The organism is Dolichospermum sp. UHCC 0406 (assembly GCF_009712025.1).
GTDB classification, from domain to species: Bacteria; Cyanobacteriota; Cyanobacteriia; order Cyanobacteriales; family Nostocaceae; genus Dolichospermum; species Dolichospermum lemmermannii.
The window spans coordinates 45,751-58,865 of sequence record NZ_VILA01000023.1; the positions used below are offsets into that span (position 1 = coordinate 45,751).

At 39.3% G+C, this 13,115-nt stretch carries 12 protein-coding genes; 8 read left to right on the top strand and 4 right to left on the bottom strand.

Annotation, left to right across the window (positions count from 1 at the left end; genetic code table 11):
• The 4 genes from FJR09_RS19670 to FJR09_RS19685 all read left to right on the top strand — a co-directional run.
• On the top strand, positions 1-410 hold a 410-nt coding region (locus FJR09_RS19670), incomplete at its 5' end, for a WD40 repeat domain-containing protein (RefSeq protein ID WP_371725642.1).
• Between the two features lie 4 nt (positions 411-414).
• Positions 415-1,659 carry an ATP-binding protein gene (locus FJR09_RS19675; RefSeq protein ID WP_168652815.1) on the top strand — a complete coding sequence of 415 codons (1,245 nt, stop codon included), beginning with the start codon at positions 415-417 and terminating at the stop codon, positions 1,657-1,659.
• Positions 1,660-2,668: 1,009 nt separating this feature from the next.
• Positions 2,669-3,202, top strand: coding sequence for a YdcF family protein (locus tag FJR09_RS19680; RefSeq protein WP_015079072.1), 534 nt, complete (start codon positions 2,669-2,671; stop codon positions 3,200-3,202).
• 105 nt (positions 3,203-3,307) lie between these two features.
• A complete protein-coding gene (locus FJR09_RS19685) occupies positions 3,308-4,471 on the top strand; it encodes a GuaB3 family IMP dehydrogenase-related protein (protein ID WP_015079071.1) in 1,164 nt (387 codons plus the stop codon).
• A gap of 10 nt (positions 4,472-4,481) precedes the next feature.
• Here the strand turns inward: FJR09_RS19685 and FJR09_RS19690 are convergent, their stop codons facing one another.
• Positions 4,482-4,646: a hypothetical protein gene (locus tag FJR09_RS19690; RefSeq protein ID WP_235081958.1), complete on the bottom strand. Its 165-nt coding sequence runs from the start codon at positions 4,644-4,646 to the stop codon at positions 4,482-4,484.
• Positions 4,647-5,127: 481 nt separating this feature from the next.
• On the opposite strand from FJR09_RS19690, the gene trxA reads away from it, so the two are divergent.
• The 4 genes from trxA to FJR09_RS19715 all read left to right on the top strand — a co-directional run bounded on the left by trxA (position 5,128) and on the right by FJR09_RS19715 (position 9,270).
• The gene (gene trxA / locus FJR09_RS19700; RefSeq protein ID WP_015079070.1) at positions 5,128-5,451 is read left to right on the top strand and encodes a thioredoxin; all 324 of its coding nucleotides are present in this window, start codon (positions 5,128-5,130) and stop codon (positions 5,449-5,451) included.
• Positions 5,452-6,205: 754 nt separating this feature from the next.
• Complete coding sequence (locus FJR09_RS19705; protein WP_168652597.1) at positions 6,206-7,276, top strand: LOG family protein; 1,071 nt, start codon at positions 6,206-6,208, stop codon at positions 7,274-7,276.
• A 410-nt stretch (positions 7,277-7,686) separates the two neighbouring features.
• Complete coding sequence (locus FJR09_RS19710) at positions 7,687-9,006, top strand: D-alanyl-D-alanine carboxypeptidase (RefSeq protein WP_015079068.1); 1,320 nt, start codon at positions 7,687-7,689, stop codon at positions 9,004-9,006.
• Positions 9,007-9,270, top strand: a complete 264-nt coding sequence (locus tag FJR09_RS19715; RefSeq protein ID WP_168654164.1) for a hypothetical protein — start codon at positions 9,007-9,009, stop codon at positions 9,268-9,270.
• On the opposite strand, the gene lptC is transcribed toward FJR09_RS19715, so the two are convergent.
• The 3 genes from lptC to metG all read right to left on the bottom strand — a co-directional run bounded on the left by lptC (position 9,187) and on the right by metG (position 12,876).
• A complete protein-coding gene (gene lptC, locus FJR09_RS19720) occupies positions 9,187-10,428 on the bottom strand; it encodes an LPS export ABC transporter periplasmic protein LptC (protein ID WP_174782866.1) in 1,242 nt (413 codons plus the stop codon). The two genes, FJR09_RS19715 and lptC, sit on opposite strands and share 84 nt — an antisense overlap.
• Positions 10,428-11,057, bottom strand: a complete 630-nt coding sequence (locus FJR09_RS19725; RefSeq protein WP_041457738.1) for an NYN domain-containing protein — start codon at positions 11,055-11,057, stop codon at positions 10,428-10,430. The genes lptC and FJR09_RS19725 overlap by 1 nt, the downstream gene beginning before the upstream one ends.
• 223 nt (positions 11,058-11,280) lie before the next feature.
• A complete protein-coding gene (gene metG, locus FJR09_RS19730) occupies positions 11,281-12,876 on the bottom strand; it encodes a methionine--tRNA ligase (protein ID WP_168650626.1) in 1,596 nt (531 codons plus the stop codon).
• Positions 12,877-13,115 lie beyond the last annotated feature (239 nt).

A 13,115-nucleotide genomic window follows, 5' to 3' on the forward strand; every position in this document is an offset into this window, starting at 1 on the left:
TGAAGGTGTGGAATTTAGAGACAGGGGAGGAACAGTCCACTCTCTCAGGTCATAGTAGTTATGTACGAGCAGTAGCAGTGACAGCAGACGGAAAACGGGTGATTTCTGGTTCTTATGACAATACTGTGAAGGTGTGGAATTTAGAGACTGGGGAGGAACAGTTCACTCTCTCAGGTCATAGTGATTCGGTACACGCAGTAGCAGTGACAGCAGACGAAAAATGGGTGATTTCTGGTTCTTATGACAATACTGTGAAGGTGTGGAATTTAGAGACAGGGGAGGAAATAGCTACTTTTATTGGTGATAGTCCATTTTATTCCTGTGCAGTTACACCAGATGGGTTAACAATTGTTGCGGGTGACGCTGCGGGAAGGGTGCATTTTTTAAAGTTGGAAAATCAGGGAGAATGAAATTATGAACTCCACACCCAGACCACCAACTATGAATAATTCCATAGTTAATCACCAAGAATTTGCAGCAATAATTCACCAAAAAAGCGCGAATTTTCTGGGTCGTGATTTCGTGTTTACTGCTATTAATAATTTTCTCAATCGCTACAACCGGGGTTATTTCACAATTATCGGTCTACCCGGTAGCGGTAAAAGTGCAATTATTGCTCAATATATTAATCAAAACAATCCCCCAGAAAATCGCCAGGTAATTTATTACAATGCGGAGTTAGAGGGGAAAAATCAGGCTGAAGAATTTCTCAAATATATATGTTTTCAAATTATCGCCACATTTGATCAAATATCTCTGCCAAATTTACCCGACAACGCAACAGAGGGAAGTTGGTTTTTATCCTTACTTCTCCAACAAATCAGCGACAATTTGCAACCCAATCAAAAATTAATTATTGCTATTGATAGTTTAAATTGCATTAATTCCCAATTACAACCACCAGGAACAAATATTTTTTATCTTCCCCGCTACATTCCCCAAGGGATTTATTTTCTCCTTACCCGTCGTCCGTTTTTATCCAGTAATTCCGGTTTATTAATTGAAGCACCGGTGCAAAGTTTGCATTTAGAAGATTATCCACAGGAAAATAAACAGGATATTCAAAATTATATTAGGAGAAACCTAACCCCCCTCACCCCCCTTCCCTACGAGGGAATGGGGGAACAAGATGCTTCTAACTCCCCTTCTCCTATTACAGAAATAGAGGAAAAAAACTTGTCTAACTCCCCTCTCCTCGCAGGAGAGGGGTTGGGGGAGAGGTCAATCAAATCCTGGTTAAATAGCCACCAAATAAATGAAGCAGAATTTATAACTAACTTAACCAACCGCAGCGAAAATAATTTTATGTATGTTAGTCAAATTTTAGCTGCTATTACTAATAATTTTTATCCCCAACCTTCCCAAATAGGAACATCATTTCCACCACCATTAGAAACCTATTACCAACAACATTTAGAAAAAATGCTGGGTTCTCAACATCAAGATTTTCCCCTAGCAGTGTTGCAAGTTTTATCCCAGACAACACAACCCATATCAGTTACAGATATTGCCAATTTCCTAAATACTGATGAATATGATATTGAAGAATTATTAGAAAATTGGTTAGAGTTCTTGCAAATAGAAACTATTTTTGACTCAACCACCTACAAATTCTATCATGATAATTTCCGCCAATGGCTCATAAAATTTCTGTTTTGATCCTGTTCATCCTTTAATCCTGTACATCCTGATAGCGCAGCGTGGCGTATAACTCCTGCGTCGTCACGCAAGCTATAGCCATTTCTGACAATTTACCTAAGAGACTTCCAAATAAAAAAATGTCCCAAAACTGATGCAGAAATTCTCTCTCTGTGTACTCTGTGCCTCTGTGGTTCGTTTCTTAGGATAATTTATTTCTTGGAAGTCTCTAACTAGTACATCACGGCGTAAATAAAGCAACCATATTCAATCGCCAAAAAGCTTACTGTATATTAGTTTTGACTTTTGACTTTTGACTTTTGACTTCCGCCCTGCGGTACTAGCCACTTAGAGACTTCCAAATAAAAAAATGTCCCAAAACTAACGCAAAAACCCTCCCTATTTCTTCTCTCTCTGTGTTCTCTGTGCCTCTGTGGTTCGTTTGTTCATTTATTTATTGGGATAATTTATTTCCTGGAAGTCCCTTAGGAACGCAAATTTAATAACCTGCAATTCTGACTTAACCTGAAATGGTGCGTTACGCTGTCGCTAACACACCCTACTTTTGCACTTTATTTAATTCATATTCCTTAATATTACTAGCAAAAGCGATCGCCTCGAAGGTAAATATAAAGATTTATGTATTCTTTCCTAATTGTATTCATTAAGAATTGAAAATTATGCTTGTGAAAACAAATAAATCATTGTCACATATAGCAAGCAGTTACACTAATTAAAATTCTTAGGCGTGTTAGGTCTTATAGTAAATCTAAAAATTATGTTGTCAATGAGTGGTGAGACACCTTTGATTAATTTTCTCAGATAGTTTAGGATATGGCAGAAATTACAGCAATGTAGATTCAATGATTGCAACGTTACCAACTTTTTTCTAGATATAGTTCGCAAAAACTTATACTAACCATCATCCCTGTGCGTTATTGTGCTGATTTTTAAAGAAAACTCTAGTCCGAATAGACATACCTATAGAGCCTTGAATAAGCTACTTTTGACAGGGAAATCTGTGAGGGTTATGGCTTGTCTCCTCCCCTTATTCATCTGGTGGGGGTGCAAGGCAGTACAAAACCAATTTGTACAACCACAAGCAATATTAGTTTTAGGCGGTTCTACCCGCTTACTAGAAAGAGAAAAGTTTACAGCCAAATTAGCCCACCAATATCCCAATATACCCATTTGGATTTCTGGGGGCAGTCCACCTCAGCATACTAAAAAAATATTTGCTAATGCAGGAATTGATCCCCGGCGTTTAAACTTGGACTATGAAGCTGTAGACACGGTTACTAATTTTACTACTACAGTGGATGAATTACAATCTCGTGGCATCAAAAGTGTTTATTTAATTACATCTGACTTTCATATGCGTCGTGCTTGCATCGTTGGTGAAATTGTTTTAGGTAGTCGAGGCATGAATTTTAAACCCCTATCAGTTCCTTCCGCAAATTCACCAGAACCGATTGAAAAATCTCTTAGGGATGGTGCTAGGGCAGTTATTTGGGTAGCCACAGGTTATACAGGTGCTAATTATGCTAATAAAAATAAACCCTAATACATGAGAACAGAATGAAAAATCAAAAATTTTCAATTGTTCCCAATTCCCAATATCACCACAATTTGATACCCTAGCTTAAACAGTTTTGAGAGAAGTTAAAGCGTGGAAATTCAACTTGGGCGGGGAAAAGTGGCGCGTCGAGCCTATGGAATTGATGAAATTGCTTTAGTCCCTGGTAACAGAACTCTCGATCCGAGTTTAACTGATACCAAGTGGACAATTGGCAATATTGAGCGAGAAATCCCCATTATTGCCAGTGCAATGGATGGTGTCGTTGATGTAAAAACGGCTGTTCGCTTGTCCCAATTGGGGGCATTGGGAGTAATTAATTTAGAGGGTATCCAAACTCGCTATGCTGACCCCGAACCGATTTTAGATCGGATTGCCTCCGTCGGCAAAGAAGAATTTGTCAGTCTGATGCAAGAATTGTATGCTGAACCAATAAAGCCGGAATTAATTGAAAAACGTATTCAGGAAATTAAACAACAAGGCGGTATTGCGGCAGTTAGCACAACTCCAGCCGGGGCAAGCAAATATGGTGAAATTGTAGCTAAAGCTGGAGCAGATTTATTTTTTATCCAAGCTACAGTAGTTTCTACTAATCACCTATCGCCAGAATCTATCACTCCCCTTGATTTAGCGGAGTTTTGTCGTTCTATGCCCATCCCTGTGGCATTAGGAAATTGCGTTACATATCAAGTCACCTTAGAGTTGATGAAAGCTGGTGCAGCAGCGGTATTGGTAGGTATTGGACCCGGTGCTGCTTGTACTTCTCGTGGAGTGTTGGGCGTGGGCGTACCTCAAGCCACTGCGATCGCTGATTGTACGGCCGCTAGAGACGATTATTATCGGGAAACTGGGAAATATATCCCTATCATCGCTGACGGTGGTTTAATCACCGGGGGAGACATCTGTAAATGTATCGCCTGTGGTGCTGACGCTGTGATGATTGGCTCTCCATTTGCCAGAGCCGCCCAAGCCCCTGGGCGTGGTTATCACTGGGGTATGGCAACTCCCAGCCCGATATTACCGCGAGGGACTCGGATTCGCGTAGGTACAACTGGAACTCTAGAACAAATACTCACAGGTCCAGCCGGCTTGGATGATGGTACTCATAATCTTTTAGGAGCTTTAAAGACCAGTATGGGAACTTTAGGCGCTAAAAACATTAAGGAAATGCAGCAAGTTGAAGTTGTCATTGCTCCTTCTCTACTGACCGAAGGTAAGGTTTACCAAAAAGCCCAACAGTTAGGTATGGGTAAATAACTCATTCGTGTCAGTGGTCAGTGGTCGAGTGGTCAGTGGTCAGTGGGTCATCACAACGGACAACGGACAACTGTACGGGCGAAGCATTTGGAGAACTATTTTTGGCAATGACCGATAATTTATCTTCCAAATGCTTCGCCCCTACTAACAACTGACAACTGTACGGGCGAAGCATTTGGAGAACTATTTTTGGCAATGACCGATAATTTATCTTCCAAATGCTTCGCCCCTACTAACAACTAACAACTGTACGGGCGAAGCATTTGGAGAACTATTTTTGGCAATGACCGATAATTTATCTTCCAAATGCTTCGCCCCTACTAACAACTAACAACTGTACGGGCGAAGCATTTGGAGAACTATTTTTGGCAATGACCGATAATTTATCTTCCAAATGCTTCGCCCCTACTAACAACAACTTTGAGAATGACTGGAAAAATCACATATCTAGCCTACAATAGAGGTGGCGGAGACAAATGTTTCCGTTCACTCCTCACACCACACTCCGCCCGGACTAATGTTCGGGCGGTTCCTTATGGTCTGCATTAGTTTTCTAGTTTTTTTGCAAATGTATATCCTTTATCTCTAAGAGGATGTTTTTGCTATGGTAGAATTTTCACCAAGCTCAGAAATATCTCATGTAAAGGTTTTTAGGTATGTCAGCAGCGACAAACGTTACAGATGCAAGTTTTAAGGTAGATGTCCTCGAAAGTGAAGTTCCCGTATTAGTTGATTTTTGGGCCCCTTGGTGTGGTCCATGTCGTATGGTAGCTCCTGTTGTCGAAGAAATTGCCGAGCAGTACGAAGGACAAATTAAGGTTGTGAAAGTCAATACTGATGAAAATCCGAATATTGCTAGTCAGTACGGTATTCGCAGTATTCCTACATTAATGATTTTCAAAGATGGAGACAAGGTAGATATGGTTGTCGGTGCTGTACCTAAAACCACTTTAGCTACCACTTTGGAAAAGTATCTTTGAAGCCCAATAGACAACAAACTCTCCTTGAGTTATTCATTTACCGAAAAATTGGGTTTAAAGCCCCGTCGTTCTCCGACGGCTTTCAATTAATTAGTGTACCAATACACTATACTAATGATGGTGGAAAGGTAATCAACCACTTAAAAAACCTTGTCGTCGAAAGACACCTGAACCTTGACAATTAAATCTATGCGGTTCTACTGCATTGTTCACGTTTTCCTCCTAGCAGTAGGTAAAAGATTTATACCGAGCGTGACGACTCAGATTTTTGAACTATTTGTTTCAAACTAAACAGGACTTGCAGCAATGCAACTAGGGTAGGGCATACCCAAAGTTAACGCTTGGGGAGAGTCCCACCTCGCTCGCTAGGTAACGCAAGGAACCTAGTTTAAGTGGTCTCGTTGAACCAAGAATCCCCGTCGATTTATCGCGGGGAGTGTCAAGGGACGAAAATGTTGCTTTGCCTATATTTCTTAAATAATAGAAAAAGCCTGGTTTCAGTAACACTTTCGGACATTTCCGTTGTGATTGTTAGTCAAGTAAAGCTTAGTTACTGAGAAGCCTGTATTGTAATAATTACGGTCAATATAGGAAGTATCATGTAAAATAACGTAAGTTGCTAGTACGGTGAGGCAAACGTCAAAAAGCATATTACATCAGCCCTTTAGGGATTTTTAATTATTGTTAGTTGACCTACCCTTTACTGTATTAGCAACTTTGGTTAAAATATAATGCCATTATTGCGGCAGTAAGTATGACCTCTGAAGCGTCCTTTTCTTCATTAGATTCTCTTCAAGCGGATATTGCGGAATTAATAGACCGTTTACCGACACTAAAACATCGGCAATTTATTCAGCAGTCCCTATCTACAATTTTGCGTCTTGCTGATAGTGATATTGAACGTCTTGATTGGAAAATATTATCTGCTGCTTTAGCAGATATGGAATGTGGTTTCCAGTTATTTTATAACTACCGTCATGTGCGGAAAATTACTATTTTTGGTTCAGCGCGTCTAGCACCAGATACACCAGCATATCAAATGGCTCTGCAATTTAGTCGGGCTGTTTCCGCGCTAGGATTTATGATTATGACAGGTGGTGGTGGTGGGATTATGCAAGCTGGTCAAGAAGGCGCTGGGAGGGAAAATTCCTTTGGTTTAAATATTCAGTTACCTTTTGAGCAACAAGCTAACCCAATTATTGAAGGTGATCCTAAACTAATTAATTTTAAATACTTCTTTACTCGCAAGTTATTTCTTCTGAAAGAAAGTGATGCTGTGGCTTTGTTTCCTGGTGGTTTTGGCACTCAAGATGAGGCTTTTGAATGTATGACATTGAGCCAAACAGGTAAATTTGGTCCAGTTCCTTTGGTGTTAATTGATCAACCAGGGGGTGATTATTGGCGTTCTTGGAGTCAATATATTGATGAGAAATTGGTAAAAACAGGGCTTGTTAGTCCAGATGATCCGAGTTTGTACACTATTACAGATAATCTGGAAGTTGCTTGTAATGCTATTACTGGATTTTACCGAATTTATCATTCTAGTCGTTATGTTGGTGACAAGTTGGTGATCCGGTTGCAAGAAGATTTATCAGATGCTCAAGTGGAATTACTTAATACTCAGTTCCGTGATATTTTGCTGACAGGTGAAATTGTGAAAAGCCAAGCATTACCACAGGAAGAACAAGATGAAACATCTAATTTGCCTCGGTTAGTTTTAAATTTTAATCAACGAGATTTAGGGCGTTTATATCAAATGATTGGGGTAATTAATCAGGTGGGTGTTCCCACTCCAGAGGAATTGGCACATCCAGAAAGGAAGTAACCTATACCAAGTTATTAATTAGCCAAAATATTTTATTCCTAATACATGAAACTTGCACTATGGGAATACCTGTGCCATTTTTTTGGTTTGTTGGGTTGTTCGCGTTAGGGTTGCAGAGCAATCAGCATTAAATCAAACAGATCAGGTGGGTTGCGCTGTCGCTTAAGCCAACCTACGAAAAATGGACAAGGTATTGCATAAGTAATAATTTTGGGAGAAACTTAACTCTGTTGACTCGGTGAATTATTACTTTATTATGACTCAATACTGATAAATATAATCAGGCTCGTATATTGGTATAAGTTGCTAGAAAAAGAGGGAATTAAAAGTTAAAAATAGTCTCACAATATAGCTTACGCTAACGAACTTAAAGAAAACTCTTACCAATTAACCAATACAGGAATTTAAATATGCTGGAATTATTAGGATCAGGTTTGTTTTCTCTATGGCTAGAAATGGCTAAGGTGCCAATTCAACCCTTAGAAGCCTTGAGTGTCTTGGCTTGGCAAGGTAGCTCTAACTTGATTCTTGTCCCTGATCCCAGCCCAGCAGGTGCTATTACAGTCCAAGAATATCTCAAGGGTTTAATCACATCAAAATTAATTGACCAAACTCTCATGTCCTCTCAGGGGATTTGGTTGCAGTCGGGACCAATGCTAATGGCTAATCATCAAGGGACTGTACCTTTATCCGCTGCTTCCTTAACTAAAGTTGCTACTTCGTTGGTAGCTTTTAAAGCTTGGGGACCTAATCACCAATTTGAGACTTTAGTTAGTAGCACTGGACCGTTAGTAAATGGGGTGGTGCAGGGTGATTTGGTGATTACTGGTAGTGGTGATCCGATGTTTGTGGGGGAGGAAGCGATCGCTCTGGGAAATACTCTGAATAAAATAGGTATTAAGCAAGTTAAGGGAAATCTGGTAATTACTGGGGCTTTTGCCATGAATTTCCAACGTCATCCCCTGCTTGCCGGTCAATTACTCAAACAAGCACTAAATCACCAAACTTGGTCGCGTTCTGTGGTTTTCCAATACTCAATTATGCCCAAAGGAACACCTAAACCCCAAGTGATTATTGCTGGTAATATTAAAGTGGAGCTTCAACCTAAAGTTGGGCAAACTTTACTGGTACGTCATCTTTCCTTACCTTTGCAAAAAATCATTAAGGAAATGAACGTTTTTAGTAATAACGATATTGCGGAAATGTTAGCCGATTCTGTGGGAGGGGCAGATGTAGTTAGCACCACAGCATCCCAACTTGCTAGATTCCCAAAGTCAGAAATTCTCTTGATTAATGGTTCTGGTTTAGGGAAAGAAAATCGAATCTCTCCCAGAGGTGTTTGTGCTATGTTCATGGCATTGCAACGGGAAGCTAGTTCCTATCAGTTGACTTTGGCTGATTTATTTCCCACCTCTGGACTAGACCACCGAGGGACAATACATTCTCGACATATGCCAAAAGCGACTGTGATGAAAACCGGTACTCTCAATGATGTTAGTGCTTTAGCTGGAGTTGTCCCCACACGCGATCGCGGTTTGGTGTGGTTTACAATTATCAATCGTGGGGGAAATGTATCAGCTTTTCGGACTGAACAAGATAAACTTCTCCAACATTTAGAAAAAGAATTAGAAGTATCTACTGATATTCCGGCTACCCTCACACCTCATTTAGATAATTCTTTACCAAAATTTGGTGCAGCCAATCGTAATGAAGTTTTGTATAAAAGCTAGTTGTCAGTAGGGGCGAAGCATTTGGAAGATAAATTATCGGTCATTGCCAAAAATAGTTCTCCAAATGCTTCGCCCGTACAGTTGTCAGTTGTTAGGAAGAAGGGAGAAGAAGAAGATAATTTCTCCCCTACTCCCCCTACTCCCCCTACTCCCCCTACTCCCCTACTCCCCCTACTCCCCCTACCTTCCTTCCTGGGGGATAATTTCTGTTACCACTCTGCGTCCAGAATTACCACCTTTGACAACAATATTTTCTGTTTCTAAATTACCGACGGCTGTTTCCCCTTGGAAAGTTAATTTTGGTTCAATTTGACGATAAACGATATTTCCCTGCGCTTCTAACAATTTTTTATCTAAATACCAAGTAAGTTGATTTGATTTTAAAGACTGACGACGTTGCCCAACTGCATTCACATTACCAGTGAGATATACCTTATTTTCTGGTATTTGCATTTGTCCCTGATTAGCAGTGACAGTGACATTTTCAGCAGATTGGAATATCCGAATGGGAGAATTTGTGGTGATATTTTCTTTCTTAATATTCCAGGTAATTGAGTTACTAATAATTTGTATCAATGGATCTAATAACTCTAATTTTGCCTGTGGTTGGAGAATGGCAATTTGAGTTTTTAAATTAATTTCTGCGGCATTACCGTTACCACGTCCAGTGATTTTGTTATCCTTATATCTTTCTATTTGGATTGGGCGATCGCTAAATAATTTCTCATCCTTAATATGCCACATTAAATGATCAGTTCGCATTTGCAACTGTGGATCTGTGGATTTTGCGAATACTCCCCCTGAAAATTCTACCCGTTGTTCACGAGTTTTGATCTTTGCTTCTTGAGCTACAGCTTGTAATTGTTTATGACTACCATTTAACTGATTGCGAACAATCAATAAATCTTCTTGAGGTCGCCATTCTAACTCATTACCTTGGAAAACAATCCCATTGCGGGGATCGGTAGCTACAATTTTACCTTTAAGAAAAAGTTGCTTACCATCTTGCTTAATATCAGCCTTATCTGCTTTAATTTGGTAGACAACTTTTCCATCTTGGTAAAGTTCTCCTTGAGGACTTTCTGCCTCACCAATTTGCTTATCTGTAGTGTATTTTGCTTCTTTGGCTTTAACTTTCCAAATTGGTCTCCCTACCTCATCAAACTGTTCTAAAGCCACACCGAAAAAAGTTAACTTAGTGTCATCCTCCTTTGGAGATGGATTATCAGTTTTTGATTGAGTTGGTGATGGATTACCGCAAGCAGACAAGCATAAACCTAAACACAAGATCAAAGGCAGATAAAACAAATTAGTTGGTAATCGCAACCCAAAAAATGAATAAAAGTGGGGAGAATGATTTTTAGATCCCCTTTGATGTTTTGCATCTTGTCTTCTATTCTCCCTACCTTGTGCATATTGCATTATTCTGGAACTTCTAAATGTCTGTGATTATCTCGATGATCGTCTAAAAAGCCCATACTAGACAATGGCCGATATGGATAACTTTGACGGGGAGTTTTTTGGATATCTTCTTTGATAGCTTCTAAATCAATATAGCGATCGCTCACATTAATTAAACTATCACTAGTCATAGAACGCAAACTCACCACCTCTACCCTCACACCACGATAGCTCACAGAATTGACAGCATAAGCCAAATCACCGTCACCGCTGACTAAAACTGCGGTATCATAGGAATCGCACAAAGCCATCATATCAACAGCTATTTCCACATCTAAGTTAGCTTTTTTAGAGCCATCTGGTAATTGCACCAAATCCTTAGCAATAACTCGATAACCATTGCGACGCATCCATAACAAAAAGCCCTGTTGCTTCTCATTTGTCCGATCTACACCTGTGTAGAAAAAAGCGCGTAACAGCCTTGATCCACCAGTTAACCGGCACAATAACTTAGTATAATCAATTTCGATTCCCAGTTGAAGCGCCGCATAAAATAAGTTTGAGCCATCAATAAAGATAGCCACCCGACCCCGATTTTCCAAAACTTGTTCTGGCGTAAATATTGAGTCGTTTTCAAAATTGTTCAACATTATTGTCATACCTTGTGTTGTTATCCCTGTGATGATAGAAATTTCTAACTATCTGCTTATTAGAGTTGCTAATGATAAGTCTCCGGGGCTAATACATCAGGAATCTTCAATCATCAGTAAAACTGTTTTGATTATTTACTTCCTTGATCTACTATTAAGATGTAATTAATAGCCCCGAATTCTTTGGTTTTTTAAGAAATTCGCAGTTCCCAAAATTAATCTTTTATTTTGATGTTTCTATCCGTTTAAAAACTGGTTTTGGTGTTCCCAATATTTGTTGATCGGATAATATTCCCCAGGTTGAGTGGGTACAAAAAGGAGCTAAAATTGCACTTTCTTTTTGTTCATTAAAATTGATCCCCCAGCCTAATTGCTGATAAATATCACTGCTGATATTAGGAATAATTGGGGATAGAAGATAAGCTGCTAATCTTACAGATTCCAGAACCGCATATAGCACCGCTTCCACTTCCTCCTGTTTACCTTGTTTATATAATGACCAAGGGGCTTGATCATCTATAAATTTATTACTGGCTTGTACCAGAGATAAAACATAGTGACAGGCTTCATTGAAAGCTAATGCTGTGTATGCTTGTTTCACCTTTTCTCCCAACTGTAACCCTATCGCTTTCAAAGGATTTTCCGATGGAATATCTGAATGGCTAATGGACGGTACTTGACTAGCGCAGTATTTCTTCACCATGTTTAAAGTCCGATTTAACAAATTACCTAAATCATTTGCTAAATCTGCATTCAAAACATTAATGAACCTAATTTCATTAAAATCGCCATCTTTCCCAAATTCGATTTCCTTAAGGAAGTAATAACGAACGGCATCACTACCATAATTTTCCACTAAAGCGATAGGATCAAGAGTATTACCTAAAGTCTTGCCCATTTTTTGACCATCTTTAGTTAAAAAACCATGTCCAAATACCCTGTCTGGTAAAGGTAAACCTGCTGACATCAACATTGCTGGCCAGTACACAGCATGAAAGCGTAAGATATCTTTACCAATCAAGTGCAGATTAATCGGCCACCATGTTTGTAAAGCATTAGCTAAGGTTGGTTCTGCATCTGGTTCTAACAATGCTGTAACATAACCTAGCAAAGCATCAAACCATACATATAATGTATGTTGAGAATCCACAGGTACAGGAAAACCCCAATCAAGATTTACCCGCGAAATCGAAAAATCCTGTAAACCTTGGGTGACAAAATTGAAAACTTCATTTCGTCTGCTGACAGGTTGGATAAAATCTGGGTGAGATTGATAAAATTCCTCCAACTGAGTTTGATATTTAGACAAGCGGAAGAAATAGTTCTGCTCATCTCGCCACTCTACTTGTTTGTTAGTATGAATGGGACAGTGTTTATCTGCGAGTAAATCCCGTTCTTCCTTAAACTCTTCACAGGAAACGCAGTACCAACCTTTTTGTTCTCCTTGGTAAATATCGCCATTTTCCCAAACCCGCTGAAAGAATTCTTTAACTATGGCTTGGTGACGGGGTGCTGTAGTTCGACTAAAGCGGTCATATTGAATATCGAGTAAATCCCACAATCTGACAAAACTGGGGACAATTTCATCACAAAAATCCTGTGGTGGTTTTCCTAAACTCGCTGCTGAACGCTGAATTTTTTGACCATGTTCATCTGTACCTGTAATTAGTAGCACCTGATGCCCCTGCAAGCGATTAAATCTGGCTACTACATCCGCTGCTATAGTTGTATAAGCACTGCCAATATGGGGGACATCATTGACATAGTATAGTGGTGTGGTCAGTGCAAAAGTCTTTTCTGTTTTATTCACAAGATTCATGGACAATAAAAGCAAATTATTATTAATCAGTTTTCTCTATTAATAATCTAGATTATCTAGACAAAACTACGCAATTATATAACATTGCTACTGTTTTTTTCAAACTCCTTCTGGATCAGGGGAAACGCATCTAATTTTTTTTGACAAAATGTAACTTCTATGAATAGATAAAAAGGGCAGTATTACCATGTTAATATCAAGCCAATAAATGAGTATGAAGAAAATTTGATGGTAAATTC

Excerpts from the sequence above, each read along its gene's own strand:
- FJR09_RS19675 (WP_168652815.1), top strand. The coding sequence starts at position 415 with ATGAACTCCACACCCAGACCACCAACTATGAATAATTCCATAGTTAAT.
- FJR09_RS19680 (WP_015079072.1), top strand. The coding sequence starts at position 2,669 with ATGGCTTGTCTCCTCCCCTTATTCATCTGGTGGGGGTGCAAGGCAGTA.
- FJR09_RS19690 (WP_235081958.1), bottom strand. The coding sequence starts at position 4,646 with ATGCTTCGCCCGTACAGTTGTCAGTTGTTAGTAGGGGCGAAGCATTTG.
- trxA (WP_015079070.1), top strand. The coding sequence starts at position 5,128 with ATGTCAGCAGCGACAAACGTTACAGATGCAAGTTTTAAGGTAGATGTC.
- FJR09_RS19705 (WP_168652597.1), top strand. The coding sequence starts at position 6,206 with ATGACCTCTGAAGCGTCCTTTTCTTCATTAGATTCTCTTCAAGCGGAT.
- FJR09_RS19710 (WP_015079068.1), top strand. The coding sequence starts at position 7,687 with ATGCTGGAATTATTAGGATCAGGTTTGTTTTCTCTATGGCTAGAAATG.
- lptC (WP_174782866.1), bottom strand. The coding sequence starts at position 10,428 with ATGCAATATGCACAAGGTAGGGAGAATAGAAGACAAGATGCAAAACAT.
- FJR09_RS19725 (WP_041457738.1), bottom strand. The coding sequence starts at position 11,057 with ATGTTGAACAATTTTGAAAACGACTCAATATTTACGCCAGAACAAGTT.
- metG (WP_168650626.1), bottom strand. The coding sequence starts at position 12,876 with ATGAATCTTGTGAATAAAACAGAAAAGACTTTTGCACTGACCACACCA.